Raw genomic sequence first — 17,091 nt, forward strand, 5'->3', positions numbered from 1 at the left:
GATCACTTCCGCTCACTTCCGCCAGTAGATGTGGTGCGTCACCGCACCTCCCGGGCTGGGCACGACGTCACAGTGGAACCGGTCGAGCAGCTCGTCGGGCGACTCCCAGAGCCGTACCCCGGAACCGAGCTTCACCGGCGCGACCGCGACGTGCAGGGTGTCGACGAGGCCGGCGTCGAGGAACTCACGGATGACGGTGGCCCCGCCGCCGAGCCGGACGTCCTTGCCGTCCGCCTCCTCCTTCGCCCGCGCCAGCACGGTCTCCGGATCGCCGTCGACGAAGTGGAACGTCGTGTCCGACAGCGTGAACGAGGGACGCGGGTGGTGGGTCATGACGAACACCGGCGTGTGGAACGGCGGCTCGTCACCCCACCAGCCCTGCCACTCGTAGTCCCGCCAGGGCCCGCGCTGGGGCCCGAACTTGTTGCGGCCCATGATCTCGGCGCCGATGTTGTGGGAGAAGTCCCGGGTGAAGTAGTCGTCGAGGCCACGACTGCCCCCGGGGTCGGTCCGGTTGGGCCAGCTCGCCGTGGCACCCGCCCAGGAGAACATGGCCCCGGGATCCGCGTGCCCGAAGGGATGCTCCAGGCTCTGGCCCTCACCGGTACCGAACCCGTCTGCCGAGACCATGAAGTTCTGGACCCTGAGCAGCTGCTCGCCCATGACGTTCCTCCTGTGCGTGCGACGACGAGAGACGACGGAACAACAACACCAAGGAGACTCCCCCGGCGGCGAAAACTCATCGCACCCCCGCCCCCGGGTCTCCTACGGCGTGTCGTCGCCCAGCACCACCACGTCCTCCGCCCGGAACTCCACCCCCACCGCGGCGCCCTCCTCCGGCACCTCCCGCAGCGGAAGCTCCGCGTCCAGCGGCGGGCCGTCCACCGGGCGGAGCCGTACGGCCACATGGCTGCCCCGGAAGGTCCGGGACTCGACCGTCCAGGCCGCCCCGTCCTCGACGGGCACGAGCCGGACCCCGCCGGGCCTGACCAGGAGCCGTCGCTCGCCCTGCGGCGAGCCGTCCGGCACCGGGACCTTCCCCCAGGCGGTCTCCGCGACCGGGCCGGTCACCCGGGCCGCCACCACGTTGTCGAAGCCCAGGAATCGGGCCACGAACTCCGAGGCCGGCCGCGACCACACCTCCACGGGCGCACCCGACTGGGCGATGCGCCCGTCCCGCATGACCACCACCCGGTCGGCCAGCGCGAACGCCTCGCCCTGGTCGTGGGTCACCGCGAGGACCGTCGTACCGAGCCGTCCGAAGAGCTGCCGCAGCTCCACGACGAGCCGCTCCCGCAGCCCCCGGTCGAGCTGGCCGAGGGGCTCGTCGAGCATCAGCAGCCGGGGGCGGGGCGCCAGGGCGCGGGCCAGCGCCACCCGCTGCTGCTCACCGCCGGAGAGCGAGGCGACGGACCGCCGCCCGGCGCCCGGCAGCCCGACGAGGTCGAGCAGTTCCGCCACCCGCTCGGCCTGCTCGGCCTTCCCCGCACCCCGCATCCGCAGCCCGAAGGCCACGTTGCCGGCGACGTCCCGCTGCGGGAACAGCTGGTGGTCCTGGAACATCAGGCCGACGCCCCGCCGGTGCACCGGCACCCCGCGCTGGTCGGTGCCGCCGAGGAGCACCCGCCCGCCGTCGAGGGGCTGCAGCCCGGCGACGGCCCGCAGCAGCGTGGACTTGCCGCTGCCGCTCGGCCCGAGCACGGACACGATCTCGTGGTCGGCGACCTCCAGGTCCACGGCGTCGAGCGCGGCCCGCTCCCCGAACCGTACGGTCGCCCCGTCGAGTACCAGCATCAGAACTCCCCCGAGGTGCGTTCGGTCCGGAGCCGTTCGAGCAGCAGCAGGGACACCGCGCACACCACCATGAGGATCGTCGAGAGGGCCATCGCCTGGCCGTAGTTGAGTTCGCCGGGCCGGCCGAGGAGCCGGGCCACCGCCACCGGAAGCGTCGGGCTGTCGGGGCGGGCGATGAAGACGGTCGCGCCGAACTCGCCGAGCGAGACGGCGAACGCGAACCCGGCGGCGATCAGCAGCGCCCGCCGCACCAGCGGCAGGTCCACCTCCCGCCAGGCCCGCCACGGCGAGGCACCGAGCACGGCCGCCGCCTCCCGCAGCCGCTCGTCCACCGCCCGCAGCACCGGCAGCATCGTCCGTACGACGAAGGGCACCCCGACCAGCGCCTGAGCCAGCGGTACGAGGATCCAGCTGGCCCGCAGGTCGAACGGCGGCTCGTCGAGCGTGATGAGGAACCCGAAGCCGACGGTCACCGCGGACACCCCGAGCGGCAGCATCAGCAACGCGTCGAACCCCCGCACCAGGCGCCCCGCACGCCTCGTCAGCGCGGCCGCCGCGAGTCCACCGATGACAAGGGCGATCAGGGTGGCGACGACGGCGTACCGCAGCGAGTTCCCGATCGTGTCGAGGAGGGGCACGAGGAAGGTGCCGGACGGGTCCGGGGTCCGCAGGGCCCGGTAGTAGTCGAGCCCGTATCCGTGGGAGGTGGCGAAGGACCGCTCGACGAGCACACCGAGCGGCAGCACGATCAGCAGGGCGACGGAGAGCAGGACGGCCACGAACAGCGCCCACTGCCCGACGCCACGGGGCCGGCGCGCCGTCTCCTCGGGCGCCACCATCCGCAGGGCGGTCTCCCGCCGGCGAACGATCCGGGCGTGCACGGCGAGGACGACGCCGACGGCGACGAACTGCACCATCGTGAGGACGGCCGCCGTCGTCAGATCGAAGCGGACGACGGTCTGCCGGTAGATCTCCGTCTCAAGGGTGGAGTACGTGGATCCGCCGAGGATCTGGACGACGGCGAAGGAGCTCGCGGTGAAGAGGAAGACCATCAGCGCGGCCGCGGCGACGGACGGGGCCAGCGCCGGCAGCGTCACCGTCCGCCACGCCTTCCAGCGGGAGGCGCCGAGGACCCGGGCGGCCTCCTCCTGGCGCGGGTCGAGCTGCGCCCACAGGCCCCCGACGGTCCGTACGACGACGGCGTAGTTGAAGAACACATGGGCGATCAGGATCGCCCAGACCGTGGTGTCGAGTCGTACGCCCCACAGCTCGTCGAGGAGCCCGCCTCGGCCGACGAGCGCCAGGAAGGCCGTACCGACCATGACCGTCGGCATCACGAAGGGCACGGTGACGACCGCCCGCAGCAGCCCCTTGCCGGGGAAGTCGAAGCGCGCGAAGACGTACGCGCCGGGCAGGGCGATCAGCAGGGTGAGACCGGTGGAGGCGAGTGCCTGCCAGAGCGTGAACCACAGGACGTCGAGGATCTCCGGCCGGCTCAGCGTCTCGCCGAACCGGCCGAACTGCCACACCCCGTCGACCCGCAGCCCGCGCTCGACGATCGAGACGACGGGCCAGGCGAAGAACAGCGCGAAGAAGGCGACGGGCACGACCATCAGGCCGAGCCGCGCCGCGCTTCCCCGGCGGTCGGGGACTACTTCAGAACGAGCGACGACCACTGCTGGATCCACGGGTCACGCTTCTCGGCGATCTTCTCCGGCGCCATCGTCTCCGGCGTGTCGACGACCACGCCGTGCTGGGTGAACAGCTCGGGCAGGGCCGCGTCCTTCGCCACCGGGTTGACGAACATCTGGAGCGGCATGTCCTCCTGGAACTTCTTCGAGATCAGGAAGTCGATCAGCGCCTTGCCGCCCTCGGGGTTCTTCGCGCCGTTCAGCAGGCCCGCGAACTCCGTCTGCCGGAAGCAGGTCCCGGTGGACACCCCGGTGGGGGCCACCTTCGGCTGCGGCTCGCCGTAGAGCACCTCGACCGGCGGACTGGAGGCGTACGACACGACGAGCGGCCGGTCGCCCTTGGCCTGCTTGCCGCCGGCCGAGCCGGAGAACTCCTGGTTGTAGGCGAGCTCCCAGCTGTCGACGGTCTTCACGCCGTTGGCCTTGAGCTTCTTCCAGTAGTCCTGCCAGCCCTCGTCCCCGTACTTCGCGGCCGTCCCGAGGAGGAAGCCGAGGCCCGGGGAGGACCGCTCGGGGTTCTCGACGACGAGCAGGTTCCGGTACGCCGGCTTCGCCAGGTCGTCGAAGGTCACCGGCGGCGCCAGCTTCTTGTCGGCGAAGTACTTCTTGTCGTAGTTGACGCAGATGTCACCGGAGTCGATCGGCGTGACGCGGTGCTGCTCCTTGTCGAGCTGGTACGCCTCCGGGATCCGGTCCAGCCCCTTCGCCGCGTACGGCACGAAGATGCCGTTGTCGAGGGCGCGGGACAGCAGCGTGTTGTCGACGCCGAAGAAGACGTCGCCCTGCGGGGAGCCCTTGGTCAGGATCTCCTTGTTGACGGCCTCGCCCGCGTCGCCGCTCTTCAGCACCTTGACGGTGAAGCCGGTCTGCTTCGTGAACTCGGCCAGCACCTCCTTGGAGGCGTTGAACGAGTCGTGACTCACGAGGGTCACGGTCTTCGGCGCGGGAGCGCCGGACTTGCCGGCGGCCTCGCGGGCGTCGTCCGTGCCGCAGGCGGCGAGGGTGGTGACGCCCAGCGCCGCGACGAGCGCGGCGGCGGCGGCCTTCTTGATGCTCACCGGAGTGGTGCTCACTGAGATTCCTCCTGGGTATGACCAGGAAGAGACGCGGCCCTGCCCACGACCGGCGAACCGGGCGCGGGCAGGGCGCAACAGCTTGAGTTAACGACCGAACTTCCTACCCAGAATGACCGGGGCAAGGTTCAGAGGGTCTGCGGTCCTACGGTGACCGCACTCTCAGCGCTGTGGCGCTCCCCTGTCGGAATATGGAGATGTGTTCGAGCTCAGACTACAAGGTCAGCGCTCGGCGGCGGCCAGCTGTCCACAGGCACCGTCGATCTCCTGGCCCCGGGTGTCCCGCACGGTCACCGGCACGCCGTGGCGGGCGATGGCCTCGACGAAGGCCTTCTCGTCCTCCGGACGCGACGCCGTCCACTTCGAACCCGGCGTCGGGTTCAGCGGGATCAGGTTGACGTGCACCCGACGCCCCTTCAGCAGCCGGCCCAGCAGGTCACCGCGCCACGCCTGGTCGTTGATGTCCCGGATGAGCGCGTACTCGATGGAGATCCGGCGCCCGGACTTCTCCGCGTACTCCCAGGCCGCGTCGAGGACCTCACGCACCTTCCAGCGCGTGTTGACCGGCACCAGGGTGTCCCGGAGCTCGTCGTCGGGGGCGTGCAGCGAGACCGCGAGCCGGCACTTGAAGCCCTCGTCGGCGAAGCGCAGCATCGCGGGCACGAGCCCGACGGTGGAGACGGTGATCCCGCGCTGCGAGAGCCCCAGACCGTCCGGCTCAGGGTCGGTGAGGCGCCGGATGGCACCGACGACCCGCTTGTAGTTCGCGAGCGGCTCACCCATGCCCATGAACACGATGTTGGAGAGCCGCGCCGGTCCCCCGGGCACCTCCCCGTCCCGCAGCGACCGCATGCCGTCCACGATCTGGTGCACGATCTCGGCGGTCGACAGGTTCCGGTCGAGCCCGGCCTGCCCCGTCGCACAGAACGGGCAGTTCATCCCGCAGCCGGCCTGCGAGGAGATGCACATGGTCACCCGGTCCGGGTAGCGCATGAGCACCGACTCGACGAGCGTGCCGTCGTGCAGCCGCCACAGGGTCTTACGGGTGGTGTCGTCGTCGCACGAGATGTGCCGCACCACGGACATCAGATCGGGCAGCAGCTCCCCGGCCAGCTTCTCCCGCGAGGCGGCCGGAATGTCCGTCCACTCGGCGGGATCGTGCGCGTACCGCGCGAAGTAGTGGGTGGACAGCTGCTTGGCGCGGAACGGCTTCTCGCCGATCGCGGCGACGGCCTCCTTCCGCTCGGCGGGCGTGAGGTCGGCCAGGTGCCGCGGCGGCTTCTTGGCTCCGCGGGGGGCGACGAAAGTGAGTTCTCCGGGCTTGGGCATGGTTCCCCCAGTGTCGCAGATCGATCCCGGTAACCAGGGGCTCCGCGTTCCGGTGGTGGTCGTCCCGGGCCGTCCGGGGCCGTCTCGGGCCGCCTTCAGACGGCCCAGAGACGGCCCCGGGCGGAGGCCGGCCAGCGGGAAATCCATGGTCATGAACGTGGGCGACTACCTACTGCCAAGGTGCCCGATCGGGCCGCTCGCGCGCGAGCGGCCGCCCTCCTGATCATGCCGGGGACGCTCCCGACCTCCCCGTCCGCCAGCCGAGCGCGGTCTCAGTGCCCACGCCCGGCCCGGGGCATCCTGGAGGGTATGGACAGTGCCCCGATAGTCGTCCATCAGCCCTCCCCCACCGGCGGGAGGCGCGTCACCGCACGCGGCAACATCCTCGGCCTCGCGCACAGCGACGAGGACGTGGTCGAGTTCCTCCGCCGCGCAGGCCTCCCGGACGCCGAGGACCTCCTCGACGACCCGGCTTGGGTGAAGTGGCGGGGCGGCCGAGCTCACGAGTATGAGGCGGCTTGAGACACGCCATCCACTCAGCTGCGCCACCCCAACTAGGCGAGACCCAGAAACTTCTTGCTCGACGGGTCCCACCGCGATCCATAAATCTTGCAAAGCTTGCACAGATCAAGCCAAAACACCAGGAGGGCAATCTGCTGGATCAGTGCCTCAACAAAAACATACTGAGGCACCTCTACCCCTTTGTACCTCACGATTCCATCATGCATCACGTAGTCAAACTCCGCATGTGCGATGCCATTTCTGACATCTCTAGTAAAAGCAGAATTCCAAAAGTACCGCAGTCGGGAGTTTCGATTTAGGTACGCCTCTTTGATCGACGCTCTCGCCTTCGTGTACTGATTCACGTTATTAACTAGCTCACGCGGGAGCAAGATCCGAGGCTCCCAACCACCAGGCAGGCCAGGGTCGCGGATCACGTCAAAATCGCGCCCCTCCACCATATTCTGCATGCGAACCACGAGTGGCAGCATTTGGCAACTCACTTCGAAGTTCTGCCTGTAGGCGTCGCGCAAGGTATCGATACGGACGAGCGGGACTCGCCAATCTTCCGGAATCGGCATCCGCCCGGCCCGGAGATGCACAATCGCCAGAGCCGGAATCCAATCGGCAGCATCCCGCAGAAGCCTCACGAGTTGATCCGAAAGGCGGCGATTGATTACTTTGAAGTTTGGATCCGAAGTGGCACGAAACGCCAGCTCGGAAAATTTCTCTTCCCTTCCGAAGGTTCGAGACCACAACTCGCGCTTCGCTCTGGGGTAGGCACCATTGGGATCCAGCGCCGCCGCGAGCACCGAAAGGATTCGATGCAGATGGGTATGCCTATCAAGAATTGACGGGGATTTCGGCCAGGCATCCTCGAAGCTGCGCCTCATTACCGAGTCGAGAAGATCCCATCTCTCCTGGAGATAGAAGCCGTAGGCGTGCTCAATAGCATCCACCCTCTCCTCGAATTCTCGAACAATTCCCACACATTGGAAATATTCCATAAATTGGTCACCGAAGACCTGCGTGGCGAAGATGAAAGAGGAGTGCTCCTCAGATGAAGTACTGGGAAGGTCGCCATAGGTGCTGACGACCCTCCAATCTGCTCCAGGGGTCCGATGATCAACCATCTTGACACCTGGAAGATTGAACCTAGGCAATTCACCATCGGAGGGCGGGGATGTTTCACCCCTAATCGCGGACTGACAATGCGGACACGCCACGGTTAGAGATTGGCTCTCCCGCACGATTCCTACGCGCACAATGACTGGAGATTCACATGCCGGACATTCGATGTATGCGCGCAGAATCATTCACGCCTTCTTCTCGATCGAATTACAGTCCACACAGACTCGTTCCACGTCACCTGCGGCCATGCCGCCGGGCCAGAACTGAGGAATTTCAACCTTATCCGAATGATAGAAATTACTTTGCCCGCGCCGCCACGTGAATGAGAACCCCCAGGACAGCGTGAACCAATCAAAACCGAAAAAACTCTGGGTTCCCCCAGGCGACCCATCCCGCCCCAGCAATAGCTCATGGTCGCCGAGCCAAAGACTCCCCTCGTTACTACCATGAACCCGACTCATGTGCCGACCCATCTCCAGCTTAGAAAGATTGGCGCTCATCTGCATATTGAGATGAGGCGCACGTCTCCCTTTTCCATTCATGAAGTCGATCAATGCATCCGGCACTGCGATACCAACCTCAGCGAGACGACAACCTACGTGCTTGACGAAGTACCTGACCAGTTCCTCTCTGTGGATTCTCCAGTCGGATCCGTATACATCGGAGAACTTAAATCTGAACCCGTCGTCCACGACGCGGGCGTTCTCGCGCAAGTACTGAGAGAAGGCTTCATAGGCGAGATCGAAGGCCTGACTGCTCGAATTATTACAACTCGTGCAAAGAACCTTAGGGAATTTCAACTTGCCGGAGTTCGGCCCCTGGATGTAGTCAGGGCGGTTGCGTCCGCTGACTACGCGGACGACCCCGCCGTCAGTCCAGCGCCCTCCGCCGAACGTTCCGACAACATCGGACCTCTTATGGCGATGCTCCCGGGAGTCAGCAAACCCTCCGCACCACCAGCATCGGTCAGCACTTGCGCTTCGCATGCTGACAGGAATGAGTGATTGTGGATCTGAAGCATCCTCGTCCGGGGCCATGTCTCATGTTCCCACTCCACCGGCGGACGTACCCACCTTTCTAGGTGGCTGACCACGGCCCGTGGCCAGCTCGCACGGTTCGGCGAACCGGCTCCAACCCGCAGTGGTCTCCTCGCCGGTGGCACATGCGACCCTTGCAACAGTCGAAGCTGCCGGAAGGAGGTGCCGTGCCGGAGGCCAGCCCGCGCGGAACCTATCTGCTCATTGCTGACGCGCTGCGGAAGGACATCGAGAAAGGCTCTCCCGGGGACGCGCTGCCGTCCGAGGCCGATCTCATGCGGGAGCACGACGTCTCCCGCAACACGGTCCGGCGCGCGCTCAAGACGCTGCAGGCCGAGAACCTGATCAGTTCCGTGCCCGGTGCCGGGTGGCGACTGTCCGCCCAGCCTATCCGTCCCCTCGTCGACCGCATGATTGGCTTGATCAGGGAAGACGCATTGGCGGTGGGCGCCGCCTACCCGTCGGAGGCGAAGCTGTGCGCACGGTTCGGAGTCTCCCGTACAGCGGTGCGCCGAGCCCTCGCGCAGATGGAGGGGACTGGGATGCTCTCCACCGTTCATGGCAAGGGCCGAACGGTTCAAGCCCTCCCGTCCAACCTGGAGGAGTCCTAGCCTTGGTGCCCATGGACCTTACTGGGTGGGCGTACTCGCTCTCCGAATCGATGTTGTCCGAGCCGTTGCCCCGCCGCTGGTCGCACTCTCTCGGTGTCGCCAAGCGGGCCCGGTCCCTCGCCCCGATCCTCGGCGCGAACGCCGAGCTGCTGGAGGCTGCGGCCGTCCTGCATGACATCGGCTACTCGCCCTCCATCGCCGCCACCGGCTTCCACCCGCTCGACGGAGCCCGGTTCCTCCGGGACCAGGAAGGCGCCGACGAACGGGTTGTCCGGCTCGTGGCCCACCACTCCTGCGCGCTTCTGGAGGCCGAGGAGCGTGGGCTCCGGCATGAGCTGGAGACAGAGTTCGAGCTGGAGCGGCCCGAGCTGGTCGACGCGCTCATCGTGTCCGACATGACGACGACGCCGACCGGCGAGCACACGACGCCGGCGGCTCGGCTGGACGAGATCGTTCAGCGGTACGGCCCGGACACGATCGTCGGTCGGTTCATCCAGCGGGCGGCACCGGAGATCCATGCCGCCAACGAGCGGGTGGAAAGGCGGATGGCCGCAGCCGCGGCCGGCGCTCAGCCGATGTAGGGGTCCCGTCCCGACTCATCCAGGCCGTGCCGGATGCGCAGCCTCATGGACGGGTGAATGTCCAGGTCATCGAGGTCCGCTGGGTCCACCCAGCGGACCTCTTTCGATTCGCTGCTCGTGCGGAGGGAGCCTCCGACCGGGTGGGCCCGGAAGCAAATCGAGAACTGCTGCCGCACCTCACCGTCGTCGTACGCGAGGACGTGCTCAGGGTCGGTGTAGAGCCCGACGACGTTGTCCACTTCGACCTCAATCCCGGTCTCCTCCACGACCTCACGCACAGCCGTATCGCCGATGCGCTCGCCAATGTCGTGGCCACCCCCCGGTAGCGCCCACAGGTCGTTGTCGGTCTTGTGGATGAGTAGGAGTCGACCGTCACCGTCACGCACGACGACCGTGACCGAGGGCACCACCGAGTTGGCCCTTGGGGCCTTCGGGTCGCGGAAGTAGTCGATCCTGCTCATGTGTCTGAACCTCTCAGGTCCGTGGGCGAGGAGATACGCCGGGCGCCCTCCCAGACCCGCTCGACGCTCTCAGCGTAGGCGTCGAACAGCTCGCCCCCGGGGACGCGCTGGATGTGGAGAACCGGCGCCATGTACGCACCCACCCCGTACAGGTGGCCGTTGGCGAGCATCTCGTCGTCGGCCCGGTAGATGGAGTTGTAGAGCGTGGTGGAGTGGAGCCGGAACTCGACGCTGGGCAGCCCGAACAGCGGCGCGTAGTTGACCAGCGCGTTGCGAATCTTGCTCGCCATCGCGCCACCGATGCCCTCGTCGTCTCCACGGACGGCGACGGCGGCCGAGTCGGGGTCCCCGAGCATGAAGCGGACCGGGACGCCGGCAGCCGACTTCTCCTTTACCACCTGGTGGAAGGCGGCGTCCTCGGTGAGCCAGAACCCTGAGTACACGAGGACGTCGAACTGCCGCGCCGCCCCCGCGTAAAGCTGCGGCCAGAGCCGATTCGGGACGACGGATCGGTGGGGGTAGAGCTTGACCAGTTCTGCGCCACCTGCTTCGGTGACCTCGGCCGACGTCCGCTCCTCCGGCCACAGGTAGGACATCTCCCGCTGGAGGAGCGAGGCCGCGGCGTACTTGAATCGGCGGTAGGGCTGGCGCTTGGGCTCGTTGATCCAGCGTTCCACCGTCTTGGCCGAGACCCCGAGCCGCTCCGCAACCTGATCAAGCGTCAATCCGCTCTCGATGATGGCGCCGCGCAGCCGTTCATTGGCCATGTCGTGCTCTCCCCCTGACGGGACGACTTGGGACGACTTCCACCGTAGCGAGTCGTCTCGGAGCCGTACATCCACGGAGTCCAGCGTCTGCCCTGTTCAGGCCACGCTTGAGACATCAAGCGGAGCGGACTCGCGAAGCCCCGAAGAACCAAGGGACTTGACGATGCGAATCCCCCTCCCCATGATGAGGAACAGGTAGTACATGTACCTCATCGGATTCCGGTCCGGCGAGGGGTGCTGCCCGCGAGCAGAGGGCGGGGACGCTGCAATCCCGCTAAAGGCCAGGTGGAACAGGGTTTCGGCCCGTACTGGCGAGGTGGCCCGGCGACCGCGAGCAACGGCCGGAGAGTGGGGACACGGGTCCCCCTTGCAGTGCTTGCTCTCGTCCCGCCGACCTGAGGGGGTCTCGATGTACCGACGAAGTACCTGGGCGCCGTTCGTGCTGGACCGGCACGCCGGCCACGCCCACCGCGTCTTCTGACCCTCCGCAGCTCACGGGCTGCGGCCGGTTGCCTCCCCTGCCCGTCCGGGCCCTGTTCGCGGGGTGCCGTACGGGCGGGGTTGAGGGGAGCCGGAGATTCCTGGTTCTAACGGCGAGAGGCCCCGGTGGTAGGACACCGGGGCCTCGGTTCGGGCCGTTCCTGACTGGAAGGAACACACCCAATGTTGTCCATCGCTGCACTTCAGGCCGTTGTTACGGCTACCCCGTTCGACGGTGAGCCGTCGAACGCCGAGCTGAACGCGATCGAGAACGAGATGCCGCTGATCCTGGCGGACGTCGAGCTGCTCGACGCGGTGATCAAGACGCTGGACCGTCCCGTCACCAAGCTGGACGAGCGGCGGATCCGCCGGGCCCGTCACCGGGTCGTGGCGGCCCGCCGGGACCTCACGAACCGCGCCGCCGTGCAGTCGGGCGGTGCCGCGTGAGGGCCCAGACGCTGGCGGACCTGTCCGCCCCGCTGCTGGCGCTGCGGCTGCTGACGGCGGAGTTCGCGCACATGGCGGCGCCGACCGTGGAGGTCTCGCCGATCTACCCGGAGCGGCTGGAGCTGACGTTCCACGACGACTTCGCCGCCTTCGAGGCGTGGCGCGAGGCCTTGAACATCGCCCCCGAGTCCGTTGTTCATCGCGTTCAGGTCGGCGGTCAGACCGGCGTCCTGCGTGTTCATGCGACGTTCGCCGGGGCTGAGCTGGAGCTGGTCGGCTACGCGAAGGTCCCGGCCGTCGAGCCGGTTCTGGCGGGTGCGGGGGTCGGGTCGTGAACGGTGTTCAGATCCGTTCAGCGGAGCGGGCCCTGTCAGTGGGCACGTGGCTGATCGTGGGCGGGGCGATGCTCTACTCGGTGCTCACGGTCACCCCGTTGATGGCCGCCCACACGCCGGCCGAGTGGCGGTGGACGTCCCCGATTCTGCCGCTCGTGGTGGACGCGGCGGTCGTGATCGTGGTCCGTCTCGACTCTGTCCTGGCCCGTCTGGGCGGGCATGGTGGCAGGTGGCCGGTCGTGCTGCGGTGGATGACCGGGGGCATGACGCTGGCCCTCAACGTCGCCGACTCTGCTCTGAAGAATGACCTGGTCGGGGTGGCGGTCCACGCGGTGGCGCCGCTGTTGCTGATCGTCACGGCCGAGACTGGTCTTGCCTACCGCCGGGCGATCACGAACGCGCTCGCCGCCCATCAGGAGCGTGAACGCGCTGAGCGGGACGCCCGGGAGAGGGCCGCTGTCGAGCGTGCGGACGCGGCGGAGAAGCGGGCTCGTGAGGCGCGGGAGTTCGAGGCCCGGCTGATGCGTGAACAGCGCGACCACGAAGCCTCCCTGGCCCGTGAACAGGATGAGCGGGAAGAGCGCGCGCGGCGTGAGGAGCGCGAGCGGGCCGAGGCCGCCGAGCGGGCGGAGCGGGCTGAGCGTGAACGTCGTGAGCGTGAGCGTGAACAGCAGCGGATGGACCGTGAACGCCTTGAACGCGAAGCCGCGGCGAGGGCTGAGAAGGCGCGTCTGGAGCGCGAGGAGCGCGACCGCCGTGAACAGCGCGAGCGAGAGGAGCGGGCCGAGCGTGAACGCGCCGCCCTGCTCGCCGCCGGACCCGCGCCAGTGAAGCAGTCCGAGGAGCAGGCCCGCCTGACCGTGGCCGCCGCCTTCCAGTCGGGGGTGCCGGTGCGGCAGGCCGCTGAGCTGTGCGGCTGGTCGGTGGGCTGGGTCTCCACCCGCTACCAGGAACTGCGCGACCAGGGTCCCGCCCAGCCGCTTGAGGAGGCCGCCTAGTGAGCACGCTGCCCGTCTACCGCTGGCGGCTCGCGCCGGAGGGGCTGGCCACCTTTCGCCAGCTGCGGGCCATGAACCTGCGGCCCGGTGGTCAGCCGGTGGTGGCCCAGCTCGAACGGCCCCGCCGCCGGAAGGAACCGCTGGTCGCGTTCCTGTACCGGGTCGACCTGGCTCGGCCGGTCCGGCCGATGACTCCGGCGCGGTGGGCGGCTCTGGAGCGGGCGAACGCGGCCCGCCGGGTCTGCCCGGAATGCGGGCGGGACGCCGGATACCGCATCCCCACTTCGCTCGGTATGTGCGTCCCGTGTGCGGACGCTCCCCAACTCGCTGCTTGACCTGGAGGTTTCCCGTGCAGAGCAACACCCAGCAGGGCTCGCACATGTACGTGCTGACCATGCAGAACCGCCAGGAGAGCGCGTGCACCCTCTCCGGCACCTACACCCCGCCGCCGGGGCTCACCCGGTTCGACATCCTCGCCCAGCTCCGTCTCGACGCGGTGCGCCAGTACCCGTCGATGGAGGGTGCGGTCGTCCTGTACTTCGCCTTCGAGCCCAACACCATCTGAGGAGGCCCGCTGTGTCCCGATCCCGATCCCGTTCACGTTCGCGTGCGGTGAAGGTGCCTGCCGGCGCCACGACCGTTCGTATCCCCAGGCAGCGCGGCTTCCGCCCCGCCGCCCCGGTCGTCGTCCTGATTCCCGAGCAGCGGCCCTCGCTCACCTCCCGGGCCGCGTGGGCGGTCGTTGGCTGGCTGTGGCGTCACCGCACGACGTGGGCCCCGTCCGGCATCGCCGTCGGCGTCTTCGCCGCCATCGCCGCCGTGCACGTCATCGCGCCGTGGATGGTCTGGGCCCTCGCCGCCCTGACGCCCGCGCCCGCCGGCGGGCTGTGGTGGGTCCGCCGCACGCGCCCCGACGCCTTCGGCGAGCACACCGCCCGCCTGGTGGCCCTGACGGTCCTGGCCACGGCCGCACTCGGCTGGGCCGCCGCCACGGTCCACTTCGGGCCGCTCACCGGCCCGCTGGTGTGGTTGTGGCTGCTGCTCGCCACGACCGCGCAGGTGTTCTGGCTCGTCGTCCGCCGCTCCCACTGACCTGAGGAGTTCCCGTCATGGCCCAGATTCCCAACAGTCGCCGCACCACCCGCCCCCGGCAGCCCCGGACCAGCACCAGCAACGCGGGTCCGAGTAACGGCAAGTCGGACAAGTTCGCCAGCGCCGGGGCAGCCGTCGGCGGTTTCGTCGGCGCGATGGGCGGCTCGTTCGCCCCGCCGATCAACGTCACCGTCAACCGCACCACCAACCGAGGTGGTGGCGGGCGTCGGCCGCACGCCGAAGCGCTGCTGCCCGCGCCGGACTTCAGCTCGCCGGCGCAGGTGCGGAACTACTGCAACAGCCTGCGGGCCGCCGCCGTCGCCCTCTCGATCGAGGTGGCGATGGGGACGGAGATCCTCAAGAGCGTCCTGGCGGCGGTCCCGGACCCGGAGGGCCGGATCGGCGGCTCCCGCATCCGCGCGGCGAAGGTGTCCCGCAAGCTCCGCAAGGCCGCCGACGACCTGCGGGACGCGGCGAAGAACGCCGCCGCCGCGTACGCGACGTTCCAGCAGGAGTACCAGGAGGAGATCAACCGAGTCCGCCACCGTGCCCGTCCCCGCGCGACGCCGCGCATGGACTGGGCCCAGCAGTAGAAGGGAGAGGGGCCATGGCACGCAAGAACACGGAATACGTCCTCGACGACCACCCGCGGGGCGGTTCGGAGAGCGGGAGCATCGGCGGCTACCTGCTGCACCGCGCGAAGCCGCACCTGCCGCCGTGGCTCGGCGTCGCGGGCACCGGCCTCGGCGGGGTGCTGGGCCACATGCGGTGGGCCGACAGCGCCGCCGCCGGCGTCGGCCTCACCGTCGCCTCGGTGGCCCTGACGAGCGCCACGTGGTGGATCGGCCGGAACACCAGCCAGCAGCGGCGCCTGCACTCCGCGATCACAGTCGCGGCGGGGTCGGCGTGGCTGACCGGCGCGTGCCTGGCCGGACCGGCCGCCGGACCGCTCGGGGACCTGTTCCTGATGGGCGGCCCGGTGATCGCCCTGTCGTGGAACGTGCGCATGGTCATGCGCCGCACCGACGCCGACGCCGCGGCCTCCAGTTCCGACAAGGGGCTGCTGGAGAAGGTCGGCCTGGCCCGCGCGGCGATCGGTGCGGCGAAGGTCGAGCCGAACCGGGTCACCGCCCCTATCGCGCTGGAGCCGGGCGAGCAGACCAACGACGACGTCACCAAAGTCCTCCCGCGGCTCGCCTCAGCCCTGGACCTGCCGACCACCGCCCTGCGCTACATGCCGAACGCCGACTCCGCCCGGCGCGGTGAGCTGGTCATCGTCCCCGAAGACATGCTCGCCGAGGTCGTCGAGTACGACGGACCGTCCCAGCTGGGCGGCTCGATCGCCGACCCGCTGATCATCGGCCGGTACGACGACGGGTCGCCGCTCATGCTGTGGCTGCCGGGTGACCCGGAGGCGGGCCGCAACGCTACCCACGTACTGATCGCGGGCGGCACCGGCTCCGGCAAGGGCGACGGCGCCCTCAACGTCCTCACGGAGATTCTCTCCCGCCGGGACGTCAACGTCTGGCTGTCCGACCCCAAGTCCTTCCAGGACTTCCGCCCCCTCCTGCCCGCGTTCGACTGGGCCGAAGAGGGCGGAGCGGGTACGGAGGCGATGGTCGAAGCACTCCAGGCCGTCATCCCCGCCCGGACCCGTTGGCTCGGCGCCCACCGCTACCGGCAGTGGCTCCCCGAAGCCGCCGAGCGGCAGACCGATCCGGCGCACTCCTGCCGGAGTGACGGCACCGCGTGCGGCTGCCCCGGCATGGCCTACCTGGTCGGCTGGTTCGAGGAGGCCGCCAACACCCTGAGGGCTCTCGGCGACGACGCGTTCACCGGCATCGCTCAGGAGGCCCGTGCGGCCGGCGTCTCCCTGGTCGTCTCGCTCCAGCGCCCGAGCTACGACCAGATGAGCACCAGCACCCGCGCGTCCCTCCCGTCCGTGATCGCGTTCGGCTGCGACCCCCGCGACGAAGGGTTCTCCCTCCCGGAGACGGTCATCGACTCCGGCGCCCACCCCGGCGCGTGGGGCAACCGCCGTCCCGGCTACTGCTACGTCGTCTCCCCGGGCATCCCCGAGGACCGCTACCCCGCCCCGGGCCGCACCCGCCGGTTCACCTCCCGATCCATGGACGTGATGGAACAGCTCGCGGACTGGGCCGCCGCCCACGGCCCGGCCATGGACCCGATCACCACCCGAGCCGCCGAGGGCACCGTCGGCAACGCCTACACCAAGCGCCGCCGCCACACCCCAGACAGCACCCCCGCCCCTCAAACCGGCCCGTCGGAGATGGACGGTGTGGAGGAGGACGACATGTTCGAGGACTCGTTCATGGACCCGGAGGACGACGGTATCGACCCCGAGGCCGACCTCCCCGACGACGAACCGGGCGACGACGAGCCCGTGTTCGGCACGGACACCGGCCGAAAGCCGAGCCCGGATGAGGCCCGGCTCCTGCTCGCTCAGGCGCTGGAGGAGTTCGAAGAGGAGGGCCGGATGATCGTCGGCCCGAAGGACTTCACCGACTGGTGCGACACCCACGGCTACAGCCGACCCTGGGTCTCCGCCCGGCTCAAGGACGCGGCCATGGACGGCCGCCTCCAGCCCACCAACCAGAGCGGCCGGTGGCGGATCGTGCCCGTCCTCGCCGCCGCCTGACACCCCGCCTGACGCCTGACACCGTCACGGGCCCCTGACACCCAAACCCTCAGGCAAACGAGGGTGTCACGCGCCTCTGACACCCCCGCGTGACACCCCCTGAC

At 68.8% G+C, this 17,091-nt stretch carries 20 protein-coding genes and 1 riboswitch; of the genes, 11 read left to right on the forward strand and 9 right to left on the reverse strand.

The genetic code is table 11. The annotated features are described in order from the left end of the window. Positions 1-12: 12 nt before the first annotated feature. The 5 genes from N5875_RS10820 to rlmN all read right to left on the reverse strand — a co-directional run bounded on the left by N5875_RS10820 (position 13) and on the right by rlmN (position 5,887). On the reverse strand, positions 13-663 hold the full coding sequence (locus N5875_RS10820) for a dihydrofolate reductase family protein (protein WP_338493332.1): 651 nt from the start codon (positions 661-663) through the stop codon (positions 13-15). 102 nt (positions 664-765) lie between these two features. Continuing rightward, positions 766-1,794, reverse strand: coding sequence for an ABC transporter ATP-binding protein (locus N5875_RS10825; protein WP_318207658.1), 1,029 nt, complete (start codon positions 1,792-1,794; stop codon positions 766-768). Beyond that, positions 1,794-3,407, reverse strand: a complete 1,614-nt coding sequence (locus N5875_RS10830; RefSeq protein WP_338499144.1) for an iron ABC transporter permease — start codon at positions 3,405-3,407, stop codon at positions 1,794-1,796. The genes N5875_RS10825 and N5875_RS10830 overlap by 1 nt, the downstream gene beginning before the upstream one ends. A 38-nt stretch (positions 3,408-3,445) precedes the next feature. Next, the gene (locus N5875_RS10835; RefSeq protein WP_318207659.1) at positions 3,446-4,558 is read right to left on the reverse strand and encodes a thiamine ABC transporter substrate-binding protein; all 1,113 of its coding nucleotides are present in this window, start codon (positions 4,556-4,558) and stop codon (positions 3,446-3,448) included. A gap of 82 nt (positions 4,559-4,640) precedes the next feature. Next, positions 4,641-4,751: riboswitch (TPP riboswitch) on the reverse strand. 29 nt (positions 4,752-4,780) lie between these two features. After that, complete coding sequence (gene rlmN, locus N5875_RS10840) at positions 4,781-5,887, reverse strand: 23S rRNA (adenine(2503)-C(2))-methyltransferase RlmN (RefSeq protein ID WP_055598437.1); 1,107 nt, start codon at positions 5,885-5,887, stop codon at positions 4,781-4,783. A 309-nt stretch (positions 5,888-6,196) separates the two neighbouring features. On the opposite strand from rlmN, the gene N5875_RS10845 reads away from it, so the two are divergent. Continuing rightward, on the forward strand, positions 6,197-6,409 hold the full coding sequence (locus tag N5875_RS10845; RefSeq protein ID WP_338493335.1) for a hypothetical protein: 213 nt from the start codon (positions 6,197-6,199) through the stop codon (positions 6,407-6,409). A 32-nt stretch (positions 6,410-6,441) separates the two neighbouring features. Here the strand turns inward: N5875_RS10845 and N5875_RS10850 are convergent, their stop codons facing one another. Both N5875_RS10850 and N5875_RS10855 read right to left on the reverse strand, forming a co-directional pair. After that, positions 6,442-7,521 (reverse strand): hypothetical protein, encoded by a 1,080-nt coding sequence (locus N5875_RS10850; protein ID WP_338493337.1) that lies wholly within the window; start codon positions 7,519-7,521, stop codon positions 6,442-6,444. A 183-nt stretch (positions 7,522-7,704) separates the two neighbouring features. Next, entirely contained in the window at positions 7,705-8,556 is an 852-nt protein-coding gene (locus tag N5875_RS10855) for a hypothetical protein (protein WP_338493339.1), read from the reverse strand. A gap of 167 nt (positions 8,557-8,723) precedes the next feature. Between N5875_RS10855 and N5875_RS10860 the strand changes: the two genes are divergently transcribed. Then, positions 8,724-9,167: a winged helix-turn-helix domain-containing protein gene (locus N5875_RS10860; protein ID WP_338493341.1), complete on the forward strand. Its 444-nt coding sequence runs from the start codon at positions 8,724-8,726 to the stop codon at positions 9,165-9,167. An 11-nt stretch (positions 9,168-9,178) separates the two neighbouring features. After that, positions 9,179-9,748, forward strand: coding sequence for an HD domain-containing protein (locus tag N5875_RS10865; RefSeq protein ID WP_338493342.1), 570 nt, complete (start codon positions 9,179-9,181; stop codon positions 9,746-9,748). Here the strand turns inward: N5875_RS10865 and N5875_RS10870 are convergent. Together N5875_RS10870 and N5875_RS10875 are read right to left on the reverse strand one after the other, a co-directional pair. Further along, positions 9,736-10,209: an NUDIX domain-containing protein gene (locus N5875_RS10870; RefSeq protein WP_338493344.1), complete on the reverse strand. Its 474-nt coding sequence runs from the start codon at positions 10,207-10,209 to the stop codon at positions 9,736-9,738. The two genes, N5875_RS10865 and N5875_RS10870, sit on opposite strands and share 13 nt — an antisense overlap. Then, entirely contained in the window at positions 10,206-10,976 is a 771-nt protein-coding gene (locus N5875_RS10875; RefSeq protein ID WP_338493346.1) for a helix-turn-helix transcriptional regulator, read from the reverse strand. The genes N5875_RS10870 and N5875_RS10875 overlap by 4 nt, the downstream gene beginning before the upstream one ends. Positions 10,977-11,639: 663 nt before the next feature. On the opposite strand from N5875_RS10875, the gene N5875_RS10880 reads away from it, so the two are divergent. From N5875_RS10880 to traB, 8 genes are read left to right on the forward strand one after another with little or no spacing between them, the layout of a single operon-like run. After that, complete coding sequence (locus N5875_RS10880; RefSeq protein WP_338493348.1) at positions 11,640-11,903, forward strand: DUF6284 family protein; 264 nt, start codon at positions 11,640-11,642, stop codon at positions 11,901-11,903. Continuing rightward, positions 11,900-12,238, forward strand: coding sequence for a hypothetical protein (locus tag N5875_RS10885; RefSeq protein ID WP_338493350.1), 339 nt, complete (start codon positions 11,900-11,902; stop codon positions 12,236-12,238). The genes N5875_RS10880 and N5875_RS10885 overlap by 4 nt, the downstream gene beginning before the upstream one ends. Continuing rightward, positions 12,235-13,236, forward strand: coding sequence for a DUF2637 domain-containing protein (locus tag N5875_RS10890; protein WP_338493352.1), 1,002 nt, complete (start codon positions 12,235-12,237; stop codon positions 13,234-13,236). The genes N5875_RS10885 and N5875_RS10890 overlap by 4 nt, the downstream gene beginning before the upstream one ends. After that, positions 13,236-13,571, forward strand: coding sequence for an RRQRL motif-containing zinc-binding protein (locus N5875_RS10895; RefSeq protein ID WP_338493354.1), 336 nt, complete (start codon positions 13,236-13,238; stop codon positions 13,569-13,571). The genes N5875_RS10890 and N5875_RS10895 overlap by 1 nt, the downstream gene beginning before the upstream one ends. A 14-nt stretch (positions 13,572-13,585) precedes the next feature. Then, complete coding sequence (locus N5875_RS10900; protein WP_338493356.1) at positions 13,586-13,801, forward strand: hypothetical protein; 216 nt, start codon at positions 13,586-13,588, stop codon at positions 13,799-13,801. A gap of 47 nt (positions 13,802-13,848) precedes the next feature. Then, a complete protein-coding gene (locus N5875_RS10905; protein WP_338493357.1) occupies positions 13,849-14,328 on the forward strand; it encodes a hypothetical protein in 480 nt (159 codons plus the stop codon). Between the two features lie 17 nt (positions 14,329-14,345). Next, positions 14,346-14,921, forward strand: a complete 576-nt coding sequence (gene traA, locus N5875_RS10910; RefSeq protein WP_338493358.1) for a plasmid transfer protein TraA — start codon at positions 14,346-14,348, stop codon at positions 14,919-14,921. A 14-nt stretch (positions 14,922-14,935) separates the two neighbouring features. Beyond that, complete coding sequence (gene traB, locus N5875_RS10915; protein WP_338493359.1) at positions 14,936-16,987, forward strand: plasmid transfer protein TraB; 2,052 nt, start codon at positions 14,936-14,938, stop codon at positions 16,985-16,987. Positions 16,988-17,091 lie beyond the last annotated feature (104 nt).

Origin of the sequence: Streptomyces sp. SJL17-4 (assembly GCF_036826855.1) — a bacterium.
GTDB lineage: Bacteria > Actinomycetota > Actinomycetes > Streptomycetales > Streptomycetaceae > Streptomyces.

What these genes read in the sequence shown, in the direction of transcription:
- N5875_RS10855 (WP_338493339.1), bottom strand. Translation starts at nt 8,556, where the DNA reads ATGGCCCCGGACGAGGATGCTTCAGATCCACAATCACTCATTCCTGTC.
- N5875_RS10820 (WP_338493332.1), bottom strand. Translation starts at nt 663, where the DNA reads ATGGGCGAGCAGCTGCTCAGGGTCCAGAACTTCATGGTCTCGGCAGAC.
- N5875_RS10880 (WP_338493348.1), top strand. Translation starts at nt 11,640, where the DNA reads ATGTTGTCCATCGCTGCACTTCAGGCCGTTGTTACGGCTACCCCGTTC.
- N5875_RS10875 (WP_338493346.1), bottom strand. Translation starts at nt 10,976, where the DNA reads ATGGCCAATGAACGGCTGCGCGGCGCCATCATCGAGAGCGGATTGACG.
- N5875_RS10870 (WP_338493344.1), bottom strand. Translation starts at nt 10,209, where the DNA reads ATGAGCAGGATCGACTACTTCCGCGACCCGAAGGCCCCAAGGGCCAAC.
- rlmN (WP_055598437.1), bottom strand. Translation starts at nt 5,887, where the DNA reads ATGCCCAAGCCCGGAGAACTCACTTTCGTCGCCCCCCGCGGAGCCAAG.
- N5875_RS10850 (WP_338493337.1), bottom strand. Translation starts at nt 7,521, where the DNA reads ATGGTTGATCATCGGACCCCTGGAGCAGATTGGAGGGTCGTCAGCACC.
- N5875_RS10830 (WP_338499144.1), bottom strand. Translation starts at nt 3,407, where the DNA reads ATGGTCGTGCCCGTCGCCTTCTTCGCGCTGTTCTTCGCCTGGCCCGTC.
- traB (WP_338493359.1), top strand. Translation starts at nt 14,936, where the DNA reads ATGGCACGCAAGAACACGGAATACGTCCTCGACGACCACCCGCGGGGC.
- N5875_RS10825 (WP_318207658.1), bottom strand. Translation starts at nt 1,794, where the DNA reads ATGCTGGTACTCGACGGGGCGACCGTACGGTTCGGGGAGCGGGCCGCG.
- traA (WP_338493358.1), top strand. Translation starts at nt 14,346, where the DNA reads ATGGCCCAGATTCCCAACAGTCGCCGCACCACCCGCCCCCGGCAGCCC.
- N5875_RS10845 (WP_338493335.1), top strand. Translation starts at nt 6,197, where the DNA reads ATGGACAGTGCCCCGATAGTCGTCCATCAGCCCTCCCCCACCGGCGGG.
- N5875_RS10865 (WP_338493342.1), top strand. Translation starts at nt 9,179, where the DNA reads ATGGACCTTACTGGGTGGGCGTACTCGCTCTCCGAATCGATGTTGTCC.